Genomic DNA, 20348 nt, shown 5'->3' with positions numbered 1-20348 from the left:
GCTGGTGTAAGACCTCAACGAGAGTCCTCTCGGGCGGGCAACCGGCGGTGAAGCAGGAACCCTCACGGGCGACCGTGAGAATCCCCCCGTTTACGAGGGGGAGGATGCCAAGATGTGAGCTTCCTCTTTCGGGGGGAAGGACGCCTGTCGGCGCCCTGCGTGATGCGGTCGAGCATGACTCCGAGCAGCACGGTCGCGATGCCGGCCACGAAGCCCATGCCGAAGTCGGTCCGCTGGGAGAACCCGGTGACGACGTCGTAGCCGAGGGCCCCCGCCCCGACCAGACCGCCGACGACGACCATGGCCAGCGTCATGACGATGCCCTGGTTGGCGGCGAGCAGGATGGCCCGCCTGGCCATGGGCAGCTGCACCTTCCACAGGAGCTGGCCCGATGTGGAGCCCGCCGAGACGGCCGCCTCGACGACCGTGGCGGGCACGCCCTTGATGCCCTCCTCGACCAGGCGCACCACCGGCGGCACCGCGTAGATGACGGAGGCGAAGATCGCGGTGAACCGGGTGGTCTCGAACAGCGCCAGCGCCGGCAGCAGGTAGACGAACGCGGGCATGGTCTGGGCGGCGTCGAGGACGGGCCGCTGCACGGCCGAGTAGCGCGGCGAGCGGGCCGCGGCCACCCCGAGCAGCAGGCCGACGGCCAGCGTGACGAGCACCGCGACGACCACCGTGGTCAGCGTCTGCATGGTGTGCTCCCAGACGCCAAGCAGCGCGATGGCCAGCAGGCAGCCCAGCGCCGTCAGCGCCGGGCGCACGCCGCTCACCCACCAGGCGACGGCCGCCACCGCGAGCGCCACCAACCACCACGGGGCCGAGGTGAGCAGCGTCTCCAGGGGATTGAGCAGGGCGCCGGTGGTGAGGTCCTTGATGAACGTGGTCACCGCGAACCAGTTGTCCTCGGCCCAGAGGACGGCGACGTTCACCTCGGTGACGAAGTTGACCGTGAGGCCGTCCGGCCACGTCCGGGGGAGCACGGGGATGAGCGCGAGCCCGGCCGCCGCGAGGACGCCGGCCCCGACAAGGTCCGCCCGGCTCGGCCTGGAGTGCGGTCCTCTGCGGGAAACCGCCATCGTCATCCTGTCCAGCAGCACCGCCATGATCACGACGGCCACGCCGGCCGGGAGCATGATGCCCACCTGCGCCCGTGACAGGCCGCGGATGATGTCGCCGCCCAGCCCGGGGGCCGAGATGAGGTTCGCGATGACGACCATGGAAAGGGCCATCATGATCGTCTGGTTGACGGCGAGCGCCATCGTTGGCCTGGCCAGCGGGAGGTAGACCTTGAACAGCGTCTGCGTACGCGTGGCGCCCAGCGAGGTGGACGCCTCGACGGCCGTGGGGGAGACCTCCGAGACGGCCAGCGCGGTGATGCGGATGGCGGGCGGGATCGAGTAGATCATCGTCGCGATGGCCCCGGCCGGCGCGCCGATGTGGAAGAAGAGCGCGAGCGGCGCCAGGTACGCGAACGTCGGCATGATCTGCATGACGTCCAGCGCCGGCGTGACCAACCGCCGCACCCGGCGGGAGAGCCCGGCCCAGACGCCCAGCGGGATCCCGACCGCCAGCGACAGCAGCACGGAGACCGCGACCAGGGCCAGCGTGTCGACGCTCGACTGCCAGAGCCCGAGGAGGCCGAACGCGCTCACGCCCGCGACCGCGAGGAGCGCGATCCGCCGGCCGCCCGCCAGCCAGGCCAGCCCGCCGAGCACGCCGGTGATGCCGGGCCAGCCGAGCGCGTACAGGACGGCCTCGAACAGGTCGTAGAGCCGGCCGACGAAGAGCCGGATGTAGTTGAGGAAGTACAGGAAGAGCGGGTTGTCGTTGCGGTGGTCGTCGATCCACTCACGCAGGTCGGTGACGGCCAGGAACTGCGGAGCCTCCTTGTCGTGCGGCAGCGTGGCCGTGCCGCGGAAGAGCAGGTACGCGACCACGAGCAGGACCGACACGCCGGCAGGCGCCACCCACCTGGGCAGCCGGAGCCCGGCCGGGGTGCTGACCGCCGTCGAGCTCATGTCCCGGCCTGCGCCGCGAGGTCCTGGCCTGACAGGAAGGAGAGCAGGTCCACGCGGTCCACGACGCCCGCCAGGTCGTCGCCGTCCACGACCCGGATCGGGCGGGAGGAGGCCGAGCAGGCGGCGATGGCGTCCTTGACGAGCGTGGTGACCGGTAACGCCGGCCCGTCCAGCGGCTCGCCGGGCTCCGGGTCGCGGCAGATCCAGCGCAGCGTCAGCACGTGGCTCCTCGGCACGTCGCGGACGAAGTCGGCCACGTAGTCGTCGGCGGGCGCGCCCACGAGCTCCTCCGCGGTGCCGAGCTGCACGATCGAGCCCGCCCGCATGATCGCGATCCGCTCGCCCAGCTTGAGCGCCTCGGACAGGTCGTGGGTGATGAACACCATCGTCTTGCCGACCTCCCGGTGCAGGCGGATCACCTCCGCCTGCATGTCGCGCCTGATCAGCGGGTCGAGCGCGCTGAACGGCTCGTCGAACAGCATCACCTGCGGCTCCACGGCCAGCGCGCGGGCCAGCCCGACCCGCTGCTGCATGCCGCCGGAGAGCTGGTCGGGGTAGGCGTCGGCGTAGCCGTCGAGGCCGACGAGGGAGAGGATCTCCGCGGCCCGCGCGTGCCTGGCCGCCCTGGCGGTGCCCTGGATCTCCAGCCCGTACGCGACGTTGTCGATCACCTTGCGGTGCGGGAGCAGGCCGAAGTGCTGGAAGACCATGCTGACCCGGTGGCGGCGGATCTCGCGGAGCCGGGCGGGGGAGGCGCCGCCGATGTCCTCGCCGCCGATCCTGATCTCGCCCGCGCTGGGCTCGATCAGCCGGGTGAGGCAGCGTACGAGGGTGGACTTGCCGCTGCCCGACAGGCCCATGACCACGAAGACCTCACCCGGGCGCACCTGGAAGCTCACGTCTCTGACGGCCGCGGTGCAGCCGGTCTTCTCTCTCAGAGTCGCCTGGTCGAGATGTCTGTCCTCGCTGTCCAGCACTTTCTGCGCCCGGGAGCCGAAGATCTTCCAAAGACCCTCGACGGTGATGGCCGCGCTGTCGGGAGAATCTCCCACCCTGCCTCCTTCATGACTGGCACAACATATGTCGCAAATAACGGGTATCTCAACGCCGTGACCGTCCAGAGATCGGGGCGCTTCTCGCACGTTATGGAGTTGGAACGAGCGAAACTCCCACTACCGGACATGTAGTGCGTTAAGGGTTTATTTCCCACTGTTTTGTCATTTATGGCGTGACCCCAGATTTTGTCTCAAGAGTCACAAGACTTGTTTTTTGTAGCGTTATCTTCGTGTGGGCTACTCTGCGTTGGGATGTGTTCTAATTACCGGCACTTGCGGCTTTCCCCTGGGGCACATCACCCTCAAATACGCCGATTTCGGGCGAGGTGCGTTCTGTGAGTACGGAGCTGGGCGAGAGGCAGGCCGGCAGGGGCAACTGGCGGCTGAGCAATTGGCGGGTACGCGCACGTCTCGTCGCTCTCATCCTGATCCCGACGGCCGCCGCCGTGCTGCTCGGCGGCATCCAGGTACTCACGAGCACGGCCGCCGCCGGCGATTACGCCCGTACCAACCAGTTCGCCCAGCTCTCCGTCCAGCTGGGCAGCCTCACCCACGAGGTGGCCGCCGAGCGGGCCAGGACCGCCTGGTACATCGCCCGCGACCGCCCGGCGGACGGGCTGGCCCCGGTGCGCGAGCAGATGGACGAGGTGGACAGGATCGCCGGTCAGGTACGCGGCACCGTCCGGCAGCTGCTGGACGACGCGACCGGCCGCTCCGCCGACCAGCTCGAGAACCTGCTCGGCCGGCTCGACGACCTGACCGCCCTGCGCAAGCAGGCGCTCGACGCCACCCTGCTGCCCGGCCCGGCCGTGGAGCTCTACACGACCGTGATCGGCGACCTGCTCGCCGTCCACAACGAGCTGGTCAAGGGGAGCGTGGACGACGAGCTGTTCCGCCGCACCCGCATGCTCGACGCCCTGGCCAGGGCGAAGGAGAGCGTCTCGTACCAGCAGGCGCTCGTCACCGTCGCGCTGGTCGAGGGGGCGTTCGACGAGGACCAGCTCGAGCGCTTCCTCGGCGAGCAGTCCAAGGAGCTCAACGAGCGCAGGGCCTATGCCGTCGAGGCCACCGCGGACGAGCGGCGCTTCTTCGACGAGACCGTCAACGGCAGGTCCGCCGACCGCATGCTGTTCCTGCGCGAGCTTGTGCTGATCAGGGGCACGAAGGGGCTCCCCCTGCGCGGCCTCGACCTGAGCAGGCGCGATGACGCCAAGGAGTGGTCCGACGCGACAGGCGTGGTCGTCGACTCCATGCGCAAGGTCGAGGAGCGCCAGGCCCAGGGCATCGTGGCCCGCAGCGAGGCGCTCAGCGCCGACGAGCGGCGGCAGGCGTTCGTCGTCGCCGGCGCCGTGCTGGCGCTGCTCGTGGCCGTCCTGCTGGTCACCACCGGCGTCGCCAGGTCACTCGTACGCCCCCTGCGCCGCCTGCGGAGCGAGGCGCTGCAGATCGCGGGCAAGCGGCTGCCCGACTTCGTCCAGCACTTGCGCGAGTCGCGCGACGGCGCGGTCCAGGCCGAGGTGCCGCCCATCGGGATCTTCTCCAAGGACGAGGTGGGCGAGGTCGCCCGCGCGTTCGACGAGGTGCACCGCGAGGCGGTACGCCTGGCCGGCGACGAGGCCAGGCTGCGCGCGAACGTCAACGCCATGTTCGTGAACCTGTCGCGGCGCAGCCAGACGCTGGTCGAGCGGCAGCTGACGTTGATCGAGAGGCTGGAGCGCGGCGAGCGCGACGACGCCAGGCTCGGCGACCTGTTCAAGCTCGACCACCTGGCCACCCGCATGCGCCGCAACAGCGAGAACCTCCTGGTCCTGGCCGGTCAGGAGGCGGCACGCAAGTGGAGCGAGCCGGTCGAGCTGATGGACATCGTGCGCGCCGCGCTCGGCGAGGTCGAGAGCTACGACCGGGTCAGCATCCAGGTCCAGTCGGACGTCGCCATCGCCGGTCAGGCCGTCACCGACGCCGTCCACCTGCTCGCCGAGCTGATCGAGAACGCCGTCTCGTTCTCCCCGCAGGAGACCAAGGTCATCATCTCCAGCAGCCGCATCGACGGCGGCTCGCTGATGCTGTCGGTCACCGACCACGGGATCGGCATGACTCCCGAGGAGCTGTCGGAGGCCAACTGGCGGCTGGCGAACCCGCCCGTCGTGGACGTGTCGGTGTCGCGGCGCATGGGGCTGTTCGTGGTCGGCCGCCTCGCCCTGCGGCACAGCATCAGGGTCCAGCTGCGCAGGCAGGACATCGGCGGGCTGACCGCGATGGTGCTCGTCCCGCCCGCGCTGCTCACGGCGGTGCCGGGCCCTGCGCCCGCCCCGCAGCGCGTCCAGGTGCCCGCCCAGGCGACGCGGCCGCCCGCCGCACCGATCCCCGACCCGTTCACCGGGCCGTTCACAGAGCCATTCACTGGGCCATTCACTGGGCCGTTCACTGAGCCACTCACTGGGCCACTCACTGGGCCGGTGAACGGGTCGCCGATCTCCGGGCACCCGTCCTTCTCCACCCTGCCGCCCGCCGGGCTCCTCCCCGGGCACCCGTCGCTGGACAGCGTGCCCCCGGCGCCTCCCGAGCCCTCGTCCTGGTTCAGCTCGGCCCCGGCCCACTCGGTCGAGTCGCAGCCGCCGGACGTGCCGGGCCGGCTCGCCACGCCGCAGGACTCCTACCCCTCCTTCGCCACCCCCAGCCCGGCCAAGGACGACTTCCTGCCGATCTACGACGCCGTCGAGGAGACCGGCTGGTTCACCAAGACGGCGCCGACCGCGGACCACCGCGACCCGGCCTGGGCCTCGCCCGCCGACCAGGGCTGGCGGGCCGCCGGCGCGGCCACCGAGCCCGCGCAGGGCGGCACCACCCACTCCGGCCTGCCGAAGCGGACCCCGAGAGCGAACCTGGTACCGGGTACGGCGAATCCGAAACCCCCGCCCGCTCCCGCTCCCGCTCCTCCGGTGTCGCCTGATCGGCTGCGTAACAGGCTGGCCAGTTACCAGCAGGGCGTGCGCAAGGGCCGCGCCGAGCTCGAGGAGGATTGATGAGGGAGTTGAGCCAGGGGGCCAGGGACATCAACTGGCTGGTCAGCCGCTTCGTGGACGAGGTCCCCGGCGTGGCGCACGCCGTGGTCGTCTCGGCCGACGGGCTGCCCATGGCCTACTCCAGGGGCTTCCCCCAAGACCGCGCCGACCAGCTCGCCGCCGTCGCGGCCGGGCTCGTCAGCCTCACGCAGGGGTCGGCGCGCGTGTTCGAGGGCGGAGGCGTCACCCAGACCCTCGTCGAGATGGAGCGCGGCCTGCTGCTGGTGATGTCGATCAGCGACGGATCCTGCCTGGCGGTGCTGGCCGCGCCCGACTGCGACATGGGGCTGGTGGCGTACCAGATGACGATCCTGGTCGAGCGCGCGGGGCAGGTGCTCACACCGGCCGTCCGGGCGGAACTGTCGGCGGCGCGGCCTTGAACGGGGACGTCCATGTGGCGCAACGATGAGCCGGAGCAGGAGCGCAGCTCGCTCGTCCGGATGTACGCCGTCACCGGCGGCAGGACCGCTCCTCGCACGGAGCTCGCCATGGAGGCCCTGGTATCGTCGGCCACCTCCGCGCGACTCGGCCCGAGGTACACCCGTGAATACCGCGCGATCAGCGAGCTGTGCCGGCAGGTGCGCTCCGTCGCGGAGATCTCGGCGCTGCTCAGCGTGCCGCTCGGGGTGGCGCGGGTGCTCGTGGCCGACATGGAGGCGGACGGGCTGGTCAGGGTGTACCAGCCGCAGCTGGACGCGGGCCTCCCCGACAGAGACTTGCTCGAAAGGGTGTTGAGTGGACTTCGCAGGCTCTAGTGGGCTCACCTCCACGAAAATCGTCGTGGCGGGCGGCTTCGGCGTCGGGAAGACCACGTTCGTGGGCTCCGTCTCCGAGATCATGCCGCTGACCACGGAGGCGGTGATGACGGACGCGTCCGCGGAGATCGACGATCTCGCGCACACGCCGGGCAAGACCACCACCACCGTGGCGATGGACTTCGGGCGGCTCTCGCTGGAGCGCGACCTGATCCTCTACCTGTTCGGCACGCCGGGGCAGCACCGGTTCTGGTTCATGTGGGACGACATCGTGCGGGGAGCCATCGGGGCCGTCGTGCTGGTCGACTCGCGGCGGCTGGCCGACAGCTTCCCCGCCGTGGACTACTTCGAGGAGTCCGGCATCCCGTTCGTCGTCGGACTGAACGGGTGGGACGGGGAGTTCCCGCACGTCGAGAGCGAGGTGCGGGAGGCGCTCACCCTGTCGCCGCACGTGCCGATCGCGCGTACGGACGCCCGGGAGCGGCAGGCGGTCAAGAGCACCCTCATCACGCTCGTCGAGCACGCCCTGAGCGTCCGGCCCTAGCTAGCCCGCCGACCACCAGGAGGCGGCCACCAGCTCGGCCACCAGGGTCTCGGTGAGCAGGGCCACGTCCGGTTCGGAGTCGTGGACGTACCTGACGGCGGCCGTGGCCCCCTTCACCTCCGCGCCGACGGCGACCACCGTGGAGCCGCGCTCGCGTACCCACTCCATGGCCTGCTCGTCGTAACGGGAGCCGGGGAAGAGGACGGCGCGGTAGGCGAGGGTCTTGGTGAGGTAGACGTCCACGTGGGACCAGTCGCCGCTCTCGCAGGCGTCGGCGGGCCGGCGCGGACCCTCGCGGAACATCAGCGCCGACTGCTCGGCCGACGACAGGCGCTCCGCGGGGGCGATGGCGTAGACGCCGTGCCCGCCGTCCAGCAGCTCCATCGTCCCGGGGAGCCATTCGTCCCTGCGGTCCAGGAGGTCCTCGGTGGCCTCGGCGACCCGCTCCAGCAGTCCCGGCACGTCGCGGCCGGTCCCGGTGAGGTGCGCCTCCAAGGCCAGGAGCAGGGCCAGGGTGTGCTGGAACGTACGGCAGGCCACGCCGCCGCGCTCCTCGCCCGCCCCCATGCCGACCACCAGGTCGGCCGCCTGGGCGAGGGGGGAGCCGGGGGAGTTGGTGAGCGCGGCGAGGAAGGACGGGCCGCCCGCGTACCGTTCCGTGGCGTCCAGGGTCTCCCTGCTGGCGCCGGTGGCCGAGATCGGGACGACCAGGGTGCCCTCGGCGGCCGGGTAGGTGGCGGCGGCCGAGGCGTAGTCGGCGTACGCGTCGATGCCCGCGGCGCGCAGGCGCAGGGCGGCCACCCCGGCGGCGTACCTGGAGCTGCCCATGCCCAGGAAGAGCACCCGGGTGAGGCCCTGGGGGAGCGCGGCGAAGGGGTTCTCCTTCCTCAGGACGGCGGCCAGGCTCCTGAGCGCTGCAGGCTTGGCCTCCAGGTCGGACAGGTAGAGCTCGGAATTCACGTGATGTTCTCCTCTTGGTACCAGGTACGCAGAACGCCCATGGGGGCGTAACGCCAGCGGGGCAGGTGGCGGGCGGCGTAGATCAGCTCGCGGCACTCCTGCTCCACCTCGAACGGGCGGATCAGCCTTTCGTCCAGCAGGTCCGGCCTGTTCCGCTCGGCCAGGCGCCATCCGTAGGCGGAGAGCAGCCCGGCACGGGCCTTCGCCGCCCACGCCGCCGCCTGGGCGGGCTCGGTGCCCCGTCGCAGGATCGCCACCTGGGCCACGTGCTCGAGGCTCGTGGTGAGCTGGGCGACGTCCCGGGCGGCGGGCTGGGACGGGGCCGCGTCCGCGACGGTGGGATTGCCGTCGAAGTCGATCACCGCGTAGCCGTCCCGCCAGCGCAGGATCTGGCCCACGTGGAGGTCGCCGTGGATCCGGATGCGGGGGCTCCTGATGTCGTCCTGGAGGGGTGCCAGCTCCTGCCTCATGCGTCCCGCCCTGGTGGCCAGCCACGCGCCGTCCGCGCCGCCGGTCAGCTCCAGCGCCTCGGCGAGCGCCGCCTCCGCCCTGGCCGCGGCGAGGGTGTCCTCCGCACCGGTGGAAGGGAGTGTGGCGAGGGCGAGGTGGAGGTCGGCGGCCAGGCGGCCGATCTCGGCGGCGAAGTCCGCGCTGCCTGCGGCGGCCTCGTCCACGCACCACTCCCAGCCGTCGCGGGCCTCCGGCAGATAGCCGGTGACCAGCGCGAGGAGCTCCTCGTGGGTGTCCGTCGCAAGGGTGAGTGCGGCGTAGGGCGGGGCCGTGTCCGTGAAGCCCGCCTCAACGAGGTGGGCGAAGATCTCCGGAGTGGGATGCGGGAGCGGGACCGGCGGGGTGAGCCACTTGACCACGACCTTCTCGTCCACCACCACGGAGTAGTTCGTCTGGTCCACGTGGGGGCCGAAGTCGCGCTCAGCTGGAGCCCCAGTGTGGAGATCTCCAACCCCGTACGAGAGGGTTGGCAACGGCAGGAACCGGCGGACCGCGAACGGCGCCGGCACATCACCCTCCAGCAGCGGGAGAAGCGCCGCTGTGAGGCCGCGGTCTCGGGCAGTGAGTGGAGACTCACCCAGAGAGAGCAGCCGGGCGGCTATTGAAGCCCAATTCAACTCATTTACCAAACTTCCAGGTAGCAATGTGGGCAAAAGTCTTGCTCATGTTGATTTACCCTGCAACACTCCTGCTTTGGTCTGCTGTGTCCGGTAAGGTCGCGCGACCCCTCGTACAGCACAAATTCAGAAGGAGTAGCGGCCGTGTCCCGTACCCGGTTCACCCGTCGTCTCCCGGCCGCCGTGGCGGCGGCCGGCCTCACGCTTGCCGTCGCGGCGTGCGGCGGTGAGTCGTCGACCAGCTCAGAAGGCACGACCGCGGCGGCGGCCGACCAGCTCAAGCCGAACGCGGACCTGTCGCAGCAGACCCTCCAGATCACGGTATGGGACGGCTACACGCCCCAGGAGCTGCCGCAGAAGGTCAAGGAGAAGCTCAAGGTCAAGGAGATGAAGGTCACTCTCCACGACACCAACGAGATCGCGATGACCAAACTCACCGCTCCCGGTGACAGCGGCATCGACGTGGCGTTCGTGTCGGGCCAGTACGCCCAGGCGCTCAACGCGGCCGGCCTGCTGGAGCCGATCCACCCCGAGCTGATCCCCAACCTGGCCAACCTCTACCCGGAGGCCACCCAGCTCTCCTACGACAAGGGCAACAAGTACTCGGTGCCCTACACCTGGGGCACGACCGGCATCTGCTACCGCAGCGACCTGGTGAAGTCCGAGCCGAAGAGCTGGAACGATCTGCTGAAGCCCCCGTCCTGGGCCGACAAGAAGGTCACCATGATGACCACCGAGCGCTGGCTGGCCCTGCCCGCGCTCAAGGCGCTCGGCTACTCGCTCAACACCGACAAGGACGACGAGATCGCGAAGGTCAAGGAGCTCCTCCTCGCGCAGAAGCCCCACCTGCTCACCTACGACGACACCACGTTCGGCGAGAAGCTGAAGTCCGGCGAGGCCGTCATGGTCGAGGCGTGGGACGGCTGGTGCCCCACCACGGACCCGAAGAACAACATCAAGTTCGTGGTGCCGAAGGAGGGCAGCGACCTCTGGGTGGACACCATGGTGATCATGAAGTCCTCCAAGAACAAGGAGGCCGCGCACGCCCTGATCAACTACATCCTCGACCCCGAGATCCACAGCTGGGCCGCCGAGAACATCAACTACAAGGTCCCGAACAAGGCCGCCATGGAGCGGGTCACGATCCCCAAGGGCTCGCTGCTGGGCATCAAGCCCGCCGAGCTGCTCAACGGTGAGTCGATCATCGACCTGGGCCAGGCGTCGACCAAGTACACGCGCCTGTCGACCGAAGTCACGGCCCAGCAGTAATTGCGGTGAAGTCAGAGGTCAAGGCCCGGCCGGTGTCCCGTTGGTGGGGACGCCGGCTGGGTGCGTTCGTTTTCCTGTCACCCGGTGTCACCTACCTGATCGTGCTGCTGCTGGTGCCGCTGGCGCTGGTGCTCAGCAACACGGTGTTCCGGCGCGGCCGCTTCGGCGGCGTCGTCTACGAGTTCACCACCGAGAACTTCCAGCGCCTGGTCGACCCGCTCTACCTGGGCGTGGTGGTCGTCTCGCTGAAGCTCGCGGCGCTGACGACGCTCGTCGCGCTGCTGATCGGCTATCCGACGGCGTACGTGATCGCGCAGCTCCCGCGCAAGTGGAAGACGGTGGCGCTGGTCGCCATCGTGCTGCCGTTCTGGACCAACTTCATCATCCGCGTGTACGCGTGGATCATCCTGCTCAGCGGTCCCGGCGTGGTCAACTCGCTGCTGGGCACGCACATGGAACTGCTGTACAAGCAGGGCACGATCGTCGCCGGGCTGCTCTACTCGTACCTGCCGCTGATGGTGCTGCCGCTGTACTCCGCGATCGAGCGGCTGGACCCGCAGCTCAGGGAGGCCTCGGCCAACCTGGGAGCGTCGGGGTTCACGACCTTCAGGAAGGTCACGCTGCCGTTGACGGTGCCCGGCGTGCTGACCGGTTGCCTGTTCGTCTTCGTGCCGAGCTTCGGCAACTTCGTCATCCCGGAGATCCTCGGCGGCAGCAAGTCGATCATGGTGGGCAACCTGATCCGCGACCAGTTCCTGAAGGCGCGCGACTGGCCCTTCGGCGCGACGCTCGCGCTGGCGCTCATCGCGGTGCTGATCGTGCTGCTCCTCCTGCAGGCATGGGCGGCCCGCCGTGCGTAGATCCAGGTTCTTGTACGTCCCGTTCTGGGCCACGTACGTCTTCCTCTACCTGCCGATCGTCGTGCTGGTCGTCATGTCGTTCAACTCCGGCAGGTCGGCGTACACGTACGAGGGCTTCAGCCTCAAGTGGTACGGCGAGCTGGCCCGCGACGAACGCGTCAGGGACGGCCTGGTCAACACGCTGATCGTGGCCGCGGGCTCCACGGTGATCGCCACCGTGCTGGGCACGCTGCTGGCCGTCGGGCTGGCCAGGCACAGCAGGTCGAAGCTGCTGGACGCCATCGCGCTCATGCCGGCCGTGCTGCCCGACCTGGTGATCGCGATCGGCCTGCTGCTGTTCTACGGCCTGATCGCGCTCACGCTCGGCCTGTACTCGACGGTGCTCGCGCACGGCCTGTTCTCGATGTCGTTCGTGGCCGCGGTGGTGCGCACGAGGCTCGCCAACGCCGACACCTCGCTGGAGGAGGCCTCGCGCGACCTCGGCGCCGGGCCGGTGGAGACGTTCGTCAGGATCACGCTGCCGCAGCTCGCGCCGGGCATCATCGCGGGCGCGCTGCTCGCGTTCACGCTGTCGCTGGACGAGTTCGTGATCGCGTACTTCACGATCGGCAACAGCGAGCAGACGCTGCCGATCGTCATCTACTCAATGATCCGTTTCGGGGTCACCCCCAAGATCAACGCGCTGGCCGCGATCCTGCTCCTCGTGAGCTTCACGGCGGTGATCGCCGGGCAGCGTATGACGAAGATCGGTGAAGCTCGTGCTCAAGATTGATGGCATCACCCGCAGGTTCGGTGAGGTCACCGCGCTCGACAACGTGTCGCTGGAGATCGGCCAGGGCGAGTTCTTCGCCCTGCTCGGGCCGTCCGGCTGCGGCAAGACCACGCTGCTGCGCATCATCGCCGGGTTCGAGACGCCCGACGCGGGCACGGTGACCCTCGACGGCGAGGACCTGCTGTCCAAGCAGCCGAACCGGCGGCCGATCAGCCTCATGTTCCAGTCGTACGCGCTGTTCCCCCACATGACCGTGGCCAAGAACGTCGCCTACGGCCTCGAACGGGAGGGGCTGCCCCGCCAGGAGGTCAAGCAGCGCGTCGGCGAGGTGCTGGAGACCGTCGGGCTCTCGGCGCACGCCGGCCGCAAACCCGCCCAGCTCTCCGGCGGGCAGCGGCAGCGGGTCGCGCTGGCCCGTTCCATCGTCAAGCGCCCCCGCCTGCTGCTGCTCGACGAGCCGCTGTCGGCCCTGGACAAGAAGGTCCGCGCCGACATGCAGCTGGAGCTGAAGCGGCTGCAGCACGAGGTCGGCATCACGTTCGTGGTCGTCACGCACGACCAGGAGGAGGCCATGTCGCTGGCTGACCGCATCGCGGTCTTCGACAGTGGCAGCGTGCGCCAGGTGGACGAGCCGGTCGCGCTCTACGAGCGGCCCCGCACGCCGTTCGTGGCCGACTTCGTGGGGGCCAACAACCTCTTCCACGGCACGGCGAGCGGGCTCGACGGGATCAAGACCGACGACTTCGGCATGCTGGCCGGCACCCCGCTGGAGGAGCTGGAGGCGGGCGCCAAGGCGCTGCTGGCGGTCCGGCCGGAGAAGCTGGAGCTGGCCGGCGAGAGCGCCGCCCGCGGCCTGAAGGGCAGCGTCCTGGACGTCAGCTTCTACGGCGGCGTGTCGCACATCTCCGTGGACGTGCCGGGCCGCGCCAAGCCGGTGCTCGTCGCCGTGCAGGGGGCGAGCTCGGTGGAGGTGGGCGCCAAGGTCAAGGTGCGCTGGAAGGCCGAGGACGCGGTCATCATGGCGGTCGATGCATGATGTCAGCGGGTCAGGTCGTTGCCCGTCGCCGTGCGCGCGTACGACAGGATCAGCTCGGCCGCCTCCTCCGGGCCGATGACCGGGTGCCTGGCCGTGATGCGGTAGCCGTACGCGTCCTCCAGGGCCACCAGGTTGCGCGCGATCGTCACCGAGTCGGTGCTCAGCCTGAACACCCCGAGGGCGGCCCCCGTGTCCAGGATCGCCTGGTACATCGAGACCTGGCGGTCGTAGAGCGAGGTGAGCAGCACGCCGTAGACCCGGTTGCGGCCCGCGGCCCCGCCGAGCTCGTTGAGCAGGCGCACGTCGGGGTCGAGCGGCCCGGTCGGCAGCCCCGACCTGACCGTGACGACCAGCTTCTCGGCCGGGTCGGTGAGCGTGGCGAGCTGGCGCAGGCGCTGCTCGTAGAAGCGCTCCATGCCCGCGTGCTGCGCCTCGACCAGCAACTCGCTGAGGTCGGGGTAGTGGTAGAGCACCGCGCCGGAGGTGAGCCCGGCCTCCTCGGCGACGTGCGAGAGCTGCACGCCGTCGACGCCGTGGCGGATGATGGCCCTGCGCGCGGCCTCGATCAAGTCGATGCGCCGGTCGCCACGGCTCTTGCGCTGGGCCACTCGCACCATCCTCACTCGTTTGCCCGCCGTTCAGTTAGCCGTGACCATAGTGCCCGCTACTTGACCTCAACGCTAGACGAGTTCTTGAATTCCTCTTCAAATTGATGAGTTTCCCCCGGAGTTGAGATGTCGCTCACCATTCTGTTCATGCCTGAAAGCGCATACGGCCCGACCAACAACTGCATCGGCATCGGCGACATCCTCCGCCGCCGCGGCCACCGCGTCGTCTTCGCGGCCGAGGCGTCGTGGAAGGGCAAGCTCGAGGCGCTGGGCTTCGAGGAGGACCTCGTGGACCTCGCCCCGCCGCCGGAGAACGCCGAGGAGCAGGACCCCGGCCAGTTCTGGAAGGACTTCATCCGCGAGACCGCGCCCGAATACCGCAAGAGCACGCAGGAGCAGCTCGAGACCGTCACCAAGCCCATCTGGGTCGAGCTGATCGACGGCGTGAAGTACTGCGAGCCGCAGCTCAAGGCCATCATCGAGCGGGTGAACCCCGACGTGATCGTCGAGGACAACGTGATCACGTTCCCGGCGCTGCTCACCGCGGGCAAGAAGTTCGTCCGCATCGTCTCCTGCAACCCGCTCGAGGTGCGCGGCGAGAACATCGCGCCGGTCTTCTCCGGCCTGCCCGCCGACGACCGCTCCGAGTGGGAGGCGTTCCGCGCCGAGTACGACCGCACCCACCGCGAGGTCTGGAGCGCCTTCAACGAGTGGTGCGTCGAGCAGGGCACCGCGCCGCTGCCCGACCTCGACTTCATCCACGAGGGCGACCTGAACCTCTACGTCTACCCGGAGGCCCTCGACTACACCGACGCCCGCCCGCTCGGCCCTTCCTGGCACCGGCTCGACTCCTCGGTGCGCGAGACGGACGACGACTTCGCGCTGCCCTTCCAGCGCAACGACGAGGGATCCCTGGTCTACTTCTCGCTCGGCTCGCTCGGCTCGTCCGACGTGGAGCTGATGCAGCGGGTGATCGACGTCCTGGCCACCACGCCGCACCAGTACATCGTCTCCAAGGGTCCGCTGCACGAGGAGATCAAGCTGGCCGACAACATGTGGGGCGCGGAGTTCCTCCCGCAGACTAAGATCATCCCACTGTGTGACCTGGTGATCACCCACGGCGGCAACAACACGACCACGGAGGCGATGCACTTCGGCAAGCCGATGATCCTGCTGCCGCTCTTCTGGGACCAGTACGACAACGCCCAGAGGGTCGACGAACTCGGCTATGGTGTCAGGCTCTCCACCTACACCTTCACGGACGAGGACCTGAAGGGGGCGGTCGAGCGGCTGCTCGGGGACACCGAGCTGCGTGCCCGCCTCGCCGCCACCGGCGAGGAGATCCGCCGTCGCGACGGCCTGCGCAAGGCCGCCGACCTCATCGAGCAACTTGGCGAGTGACATGCGTGAACTGATCAACCCCGCCACCGGGCTGCCGTGTGCCGAAATTTCGGACACGCCGGTGGAGGGAGTGGCGGCGGCCGTACGGACGGCTCGGGCCGCCTACGAGGAGTGGTCGCAGGCCACCCCGGCCGACCGCGCCCGGCTGCTGCTGCGGGTGGCCGACCTGGTGGAGGCCGACGCCGAGGAGCTGACCAGGCTCGAGGTGGAGGAGACGGGCAAGCCGGCGGCGGTGTTCAGGGACGGCGAGCTGCCGTTCGCCATCGACAACCTGCGCTTCTTCGCCGGGGCCGCACGTTCCCTCGAGGGCTCCGGCGCCGGGGTGTTCAGCGCGGGCTACACCTCGGTCCTGCTGCGCCGCCCCGTCGGGGTGGTGGGGTCGATCGCGCCGTGGAACTTCCCGTTCGTCATGGCCGTCTGGAAGATCGGCCCGGCGGTGGCCGCCGGCAACGCCGTGGTGATCAAGCCGGCGCCGCAGACGCCGCGCACGACGCTGCGGCTGGCGGAGCTGTTCGCCAAGGCGGGCGCGCCCGACGGGCTCGTGCAGGCGGTCACCGGGGACGCGGAGGTCGGCCAGGCGCTGGTCACCGACCCGGGCGTGGACATGGTGAGCGTCACCGGCTCCACCGAGACCGGCCGGGCCGTGATGACCGGGGCCGCGACCACGCTCAAGCGGGTGCACCTCGAGCTCGGCGGCAAGGCGCCCGCGCTGGTCTTCGGGGACGCCGACCTGGCGGAGATGGCCCGCGGCGTGGCCCTGGGGGCGACGTACAACACCGGGCAGGACTGCACGGCCGCCACCCGCGTGTACATCGCCCGCGAGATCTACGCGGACGCGCTGGAGGCCCTGCGGGCAACTCTTGCCGAAATAACCGTCGGTGACCCCTGGGACCCGGCCACGGACATCGGCCCGCTGATCTCCGCCGCGCACCGGGAGCGGGTGCACGGGTTCGTCTCCAGGGCCGACGGGCGCGTGCTGCACGGCGGCGCCCCGATCGGGGGCTCCGGATTTTTCTACCCGCCCACGCTCGTGGCCGATGTCGCTCAGGACAGCGAGATCGTGCAAGGAGAGCTTTTCGGACCGGTGCTCGTGGCGCTACCGTTCGACGGCGAGGACGAAGCGGTCAAATTCGCCAACGACACCCGGTACGGTTTGGCGTCGTCGGTGTGGTCGCGCGACGTCGCCAGGGCCATGCGCGTGTCGCACCGGCTCGATGTGGGCGTGACCTGGGTGAACGACCATCTGCCCATCGCCAGCGAGGCGCCGCACGGCGGAGTGAAGGGCAGTGGGTTCGGCAAGGACATGAGCCAGGAAGCAGTGCAGGAGTACTCGGTGACGCGGCACCTGATGGTGAAGCACGCGGCTCCGGCAGAGCGGGATTCGTTCCGGCCCGCCTGAAACGTGGACGGCGTTATGTTGCCCAAAGTGACCAATTGGGCGCATGTGATGGGGTATGTTCGGTTGGCCGATCTGGTACGGGTTGTGTTCCAATTACCCAGCCGGACAGAATCCCATGCGCCACACGCGTGTCTGATTTTTCGAGCACGTACCGGCGAGAGGTAGCGAGAGTCAGTGAGGACGAAAGACCCCAGGCACACGAGGTCAGGGGAGTACACAGGCGGACGTTTCCGGCTGGGGAACTGGCGTGTGCGCTCAAGGCTGGTCGCGCTGATCCTCATCCCCACGGTCGTGGGTGTGCTGCTCGCCGGCGTGCAGCTGGCCGACGCCATCGGCACCAGCGCCCAGTACCGCCGGCTCACCCAGGTCGCCGAGCTGGTGCAGCGCATCGGCGCGCTCAACCACGAGCTCGGCAAGGAGCGCACGCTCACCGCGTGGTACGTCGCCGACCGCAGCAGAGGCCAGCGCCTCGTCCAGCTCAAGACGCAGCGGCAGGCCACTGACGCGGCCAAGAAGCAGGTGCTCAGCGCGGCCAAGTCCATCGACGCCACGCACTCCTCCCGCGTCCGCCAGGGCGTCGAGAACATGCGCCGCTGGCTCGACGGCCTCGACAGCCTGCGCGACTCCATGGTCTCGAACGTGCCGCCGCGCGCCTCCGTCAGCACGTACAGCACGATGATCGGCATCTTCTCCGCGATCCAGGGAGACCTGGGTGACGGCGTCGGCGACGACGCCCTCCAGCGTGACGTGGCCGCGCTCGGCTCGCTGCAGCGGATGAAGGAGGAGATCTCGCGCCAGCAGGTCATCCTGATCGTGGCGCTCGTCGAGCGCCAGCTGGACAGCGATGACCTGTCGGACTTCCTGGGCTCCTGGAACAAGCAGCAGGCCGAGCTGGCCTCCTTCGAGCAGGAGGCCGACCCGAAGGACCTGAAGACGTACCGGCAGCTCGTCCGGGGCCCCGAGATCGACCTCGCCGACGCCATGCGCCAGCGCGCGCTCGCGCAGGTGCGCGCGTACAACCGGATCAAGGACCTCGACGTCACCACCCACCGTGACCTGAGCAACTGGTTCGACAGCACCAGCCTGTCCGGCAACGCCATGCGCAAGGTCGAGGACGGCCTGACCACCAAGATCGTGACCAGGACCCGCGACCTGAGTGACACCGAGCAGCGCAACGCGATCATCTCCGGCGCGATGATCCTGGTCCTGCTGCTCCTCGTCCTGATCTTCACCACCCGCGTGGCCGGCTCGCTGGTCCGCCCGCTGCGCCGGCTGCGGGCCGAGGCGCTCCAGGTCGCCACGACCCGGCTGCCCGAGACCGTCCGCGTGCTGCGCGAGTCCGGTGACGGCGCGCACGTGCCCGAGGTGCCGTCGGTCGGCGTCAACAGCCGCGACGAGATCGGTGAAGTGGCGCGGGCGTTCGACGAGGTCCACCGCGAGGCGATCCGGCTGGCCGGCGACGAGGCCAAGCTGCGCGCCAACGTCAACTCGATGTTCGTCAACCTCTCCCGCCGCAGCCAGACGCTGGTCGAGCGGCAGCTGCAGCTCATCGAGGGCCTGGAGCAGGGTGAGGAGGACGAGCAGCGGCTCGCGAACCTGTTCAGGCTCGACCACCTGGCCACCCGCATGCGCCGCAACAGCGAGAACCTCCTGGTCCTCGCCGGCCAGGAGGCCGCGCGCAAGTGGAGCGAGCCGGTGCCGCTGGTCGACATCGCCCGCGCCTCGCTGTCCGAGGTCGAGAACTACGAGCGGGTCCAGATCCAGATCCCGTCCGGCACGCTGATCGTCGGCCCGGCCGTCACCGACGCCGTCCACCTGCTCGCCGAGCTGATCGAGAACGCCATCTCGTTCTCGCCCCGCGAGAGCAAGGTCACGGTCACCAGCACGCCCGCCGAGGGCGGCGTGCTCGTGTCGATCAACGACCTGGGCATCGGCATGAGCCCCGAGGAGCTGTCGGAGGCCAACTGGCGCCTGGCGAACCCGCCCGTCGTGGACGTGTCGGTGTCGCGGCGCATGGGCCTGTTCGTGGTCGGCCGCCTGGCCCTGCGGCACGGCATCCGCGTGCAGCTCAGCCAGCGGGAGACCGGCGGGCTGAGCGCGCTGGTCATGCTGCCCGACATGCTGATCAGCAGTGGGCTCGGCGTCCCGCAGCAGGGCGGCCAGTACGAGGCGTTCACCGACTTCGACCCGAGCATGTTCGGGCAGCCGTCGCAGAACGGGTCCCACCCGTCCGACGGTCCCGAGCAGGTGGTGGACACCCAGTGGCCGGGGTCGCTGCCGGTGCCGGGCAGCGCGGGCTGGACCTCGTTCGGCGAGCAGTCCGAGCCGTACAACGAGCGGCCGGTCGGGGATCGCCCGTTCGAGCAGCCCTTCAGCGAGCCGCAGCCGTCCTTCGGTGACCAGCCGGCTTTCGGCGAGCGGCCCGCCTTCGGTGAGCAGCCGTCCTTCGGTGAGCAGCCGTCCTTCGGTGAGCGGCAGTCGCCTTTCGCCGACCAGCCGCAGGGGGCGCAGGGTGGCGACCAGCCGCGCTGGCCGTCCTTCGCCGAGGAGACGCCGCCGCCGGCCCAGCCGCCATTCGAGGAGCCGCGCTGGCCGTCGTTCTCCGAGGGGACGCCGCAGCCCGCCGTGGAGCAGCCGTTCGCGGAGAACCGGTGGCCGTCCTTCGCGGAGCAGCCGCCGCCCCTGCAGGACGACGAGCCGCGCTGGCCGTCGTTCGCCACCGAGCCGCCGAAGCAGCCGCAGGAGGAGCCGCGGTGGTCGTCGTTCGCCGACCCGCTGCCGCGCAGGTCGCTGTTCGAGGCGGAGGAGCAGCCGCGCAGGCAGCCCGCCGACGACTACCGCTCGCCGTTCGCGGATGAGCCCAAGCCCGCCGACCCGTTCGAGCAGAACGGGCACTCCGAGTTCGACAGGTTCGGCCCCGGCGCCTACTCCTCGCAGGACATGACCGGGCCGCTCCCCGTGGTGCGCAGCTCGCCCATGGAGGACCAGGGCGACGAGTTCCTGCCGATCTTCTCGTCGGTCGGGTCCGACTGGTTCCGCCGGCCCGATCCCGAGGTGCTGCGCGACCGTGTCGAGCCGCCGTCCGGGATGGAGGCGGAGCCCGACATCACGGCCGTGCATCCGGCCGTGCCGGCGGAGGCGGCCCCTCCCACGTCCAGCGGGCTGCCCCGGCGCACGCCGGGCGCGTCCGGGGCGGGCGCGACCTGGTCGTCGCCCGCGGACTCCGGCTTCCAGGCCGCACAGGCCGCCGCGCAGCCCTCGCAGAGCGGCACGACGCCCTCGGGCCTGCCGCGTCGCGTCCCCAAGGCCAACCTGGTGCCCGGTACGGCCAGCCTCGCGGAACCCCAGGCTCCGTCCCCGGCGCCGCAGATCTCGCCCGAGCGGCTGCGTAGCCGGCTCTCCAGCTTCCAGCAGGGTGTCCGGCAAGGCCGAGCGTTCACCCGCGGAGAAGAGAATGAGGAGGACAAATGAGAGAA

At 69.9% G+C, this 20348-nt stretch carries 16 protein-coding genes; 11 read left to right on the top strand and 5 right to left on the bottom strand.

The features are described 5' to 3' along the window. Positions 1-62: 62 nt before the first annotated feature. Together AB0H84_RS47085 and AB0H84_RS47080 are read right to left on the bottom strand one after the other, a co-directional pair. Positions 63-2024, bottom strand: coding sequence for an ABC transporter permease subunit (locus tag AB0H84_RS47085; RefSeq protein WP_357619818.1), 1962 nt, complete (start codon positions 2022-2024; stop codon positions 63-65). Beyond that, complete coding sequence (locus AB0H84_RS47080) at positions 2021-3076, bottom strand: glycine betaine/L-proline ABC transporter ATP-binding protein (protein ID WP_357619816.1); 1056 nt, start codon at positions 3074-3076, stop codon at positions 2021-2023. The genes AB0H84_RS47085 and AB0H84_RS47080 overlap by 4 nt, the downstream gene beginning before the upstream one ends. Before the next feature lie 338 nt (positions 3077-3414). On the opposite strand from AB0H84_RS47080, the gene AB0H84_RS47075 reads away from it, so the two are divergent. Genes AB0H84_RS47075 through AB0H84_RS47060 form a run of 4 tightly spaced genes read left to right on the top strand, consistent with a single transcriptional unit; the run spans position 3415 to position 7440 of the window. Next, entirely contained in the window at positions 3415-6102 is a 2688-nt protein-coding gene (locus tag AB0H84_RS47075; protein ID WP_357619814.1) for a nitrate- and nitrite sensing domain-containing protein, read from the top strand. Beyond that, positions 6102-6521 (top strand): roadblock/LC7 domain-containing protein, encoded by a 420-nt coding sequence (locus AB0H84_RS47070; RefSeq protein ID WP_357619812.1) that lies wholly within the window; start codon positions 6102-6104, stop codon positions 6519-6521. Before AB0H84_RS47075 ends, AB0H84_RS47070 begins: the two co-directional genes overlap by 1 nt. A gap of 12 nt (positions 6522-6533) precedes the next feature. Further along, positions 6534-6896: a DUF742 domain-containing protein gene (locus AB0H84_RS47065; protein WP_357619810.1), complete on the top strand. Its 363-nt coding sequence runs from the start codon at positions 6534-6536 to the stop codon at positions 6894-6896. Further along, positions 6877-7440: an ATP/GTP-binding protein gene (locus AB0H84_RS47060; protein ID WP_357619808.1), complete on the top strand. Its 564-nt coding sequence runs from the start codon at positions 6877-6879 to the stop codon at positions 7438-7440. Before AB0H84_RS47065 ends, AB0H84_RS47060 begins: the two co-directional genes overlap by 20 nt. Here AB0H84_RS47060 and AB0H84_RS47055 read toward each other — a convergent pair whose 3' ends face one another. Both AB0H84_RS47055 and AB0H84_RS47050 read right to left on the bottom strand, forming a co-directional pair. Next, the gene (locus tag AB0H84_RS47055) at positions 7441-8400 is read right to left on the bottom strand and encodes an SIS domain-containing protein (protein ID WP_357619806.1); all 960 of its coding nucleotides are present in this window, start codon (positions 8398-8400) and stop codon (positions 7441-7443) included. Continuing rightward, on the bottom strand, positions 8397-9311 hold the full coding sequence (locus AB0H84_RS47050; protein ID WP_357619804.1) for a hypothetical protein: 915 nt from the start codon (positions 9309-9311) through the stop codon (positions 8397-8399). The genes AB0H84_RS47055 and AB0H84_RS47050 overlap by 4 nt, the downstream gene beginning before the upstream one ends. 360 nt (positions 9312-9671) lie before the next feature. Here AB0H84_RS47050 and AB0H84_RS47045 point away from each other — a divergent pair, with 360 nt between their 5' ends. From AB0H84_RS47045 to AB0H84_RS47030, 4 genes are read left to right on the top strand one after another with little or no spacing between them, the layout of a single operon-like run. Continuing rightward, entirely contained in the window at positions 9672-10796 is a 1125-nt protein-coding gene (locus tag AB0H84_RS47045) for a spermidine/putrescine ABC transporter substrate-binding protein (RefSeq protein ID WP_357619802.1), read from the top strand. Between the two features lie 5 nt (positions 10797-10801). Further along, complete coding sequence (locus AB0H84_RS47040; protein WP_357619800.1) at positions 10802-11656, top strand: ABC transporter permease; 855 nt, start codon at positions 10802-10804, stop codon at positions 11654-11656. Positions 11657-11666: 10 nt separating this feature from the next. Further along, positions 11667-12428, top strand: coding sequence for an ABC transporter permease (locus AB0H84_RS47035; protein ID WP_357619798.1), 762 nt, complete (start codon positions 11667-11669; stop codon positions 12426-12428). Next, on the top strand, positions 12415-13464 hold the full coding sequence (locus AB0H84_RS47030) for an ABC transporter ATP-binding protein (RefSeq protein ID WP_357619797.1): 1050 nt from the start codon (positions 12415-12417) through the stop codon (positions 13462-13464). Before AB0H84_RS47035 ends, AB0H84_RS47030 begins: the two co-directional genes overlap by 14 nt. A gap of 2 nt (positions 13465-13466) precedes the next feature. Here AB0H84_RS47030 and AB0H84_RS47025 read toward each other — a convergent pair whose 3' ends face one another. Continuing rightward, the gene (locus tag AB0H84_RS47025) at positions 13467-14081 is read right to left on the bottom strand and encodes a TetR family transcriptional regulator (RefSeq protein ID WP_357619795.1); all 615 of its coding nucleotides are present in this window, start codon (positions 14079-14081) and stop codon (positions 13467-13469) included. A 138-nt stretch (positions 14082-14219) separates the two neighbouring features. Between AB0H84_RS47025 and AB0H84_RS47020 the strand changes: the two genes are divergently transcribed. The 3 genes from AB0H84_RS47020 (at position 14220) to AB0H84_RS47010 (ending at position 20343) form a co-directional block, all read left to right on the top strand. Continuing rightward, the gene (locus AB0H84_RS47020) at positions 14220-15473 is read left to right on the top strand and encodes a glycosyltransferase (protein ID WP_357619793.1); all 1254 of its coding nucleotides are present in this window, start codon (positions 14220-14222) and stop codon (positions 15471-15473) included. A gap of 1 nt (position 15474) precedes the next feature. Next, positions 15475-16872 carry an aminobutyraldehyde dehydrogenase gene (locus AB0H84_RS47015; protein WP_357619791.1) on the top strand — a complete coding sequence of 466 codons (1398 nt, stop codon included), beginning with the start codon at positions 15475-15477 and terminating at the stop codon, positions 16870-16872. 249 nt (positions 16873-17121) lie between these two features. After that, positions 17122-20343, top strand: coding sequence for a nitrate- and nitrite sensing domain-containing protein (locus AB0H84_RS47010; protein ID WP_357619789.1), 3222 nt, complete (start codon positions 17122-17124; stop codon positions 20341-20343). Positions 20344-20348: the final 5 nt, after the last annotated feature.

It is taken from the genome of Nonomuraea sp. NPDC050786 (assembly GCF_040654115.1).
In the GTDB taxonomy this organism is placed as follows: domain Bacteria; phylum Actinomycetota; class Actinomycetes; order Streptosporangiales; family Streptosporangiaceae; genus Nonomuraea.
This window is presented reverse-complemented; position numbering and strand designations above follow the sequence as displayed.

Bases quoted from the DNA above. Each gene is read 5' to 3' on its own strand.
- AB0H84_RS47020 (WP_357619793.1), top strand. From the start codon at position 14,220: ATGCCTGAAAGCGCATACGGCCCGACCAACAACTGCATCGGCATCGGC.
- AB0H84_RS47065 (WP_357619810.1), top strand. From the start codon at position 6,534: ATGTGGCGCAACGATGAGCCGGAGCAGGAGCGCAGCTCGCTCGTCCGG.
- AB0H84_RS47085 (WP_357619818.1), bottom strand. From the start codon at position 2,024: ATGAGCTCGACGGCGGTCAGCACCCCGGCCGGGCTCCGGCTGCCCAGG.
- AB0H84_RS47025 (WP_357619795.1), bottom strand. From the start codon at position 14,081: ATGGTGCGAGTGGCCCAGCGCAAGAGCCGTGGCGACCGGCGCATCGAC.
- AB0H84_RS47070 (WP_357619812.1), top strand. From the start codon at position 6,102: ATGAGGGAGTTGAGCCAGGGGGCCAGGGACATCAACTGGCTGGTCAGC.
- AB0H84_RS47015 (WP_357619791.1), top strand. From the start codon at position 15,475: ATGCGTGAACTGATCAACCCCGCCACCGGGCTGCCGTGTGCCGAAATT.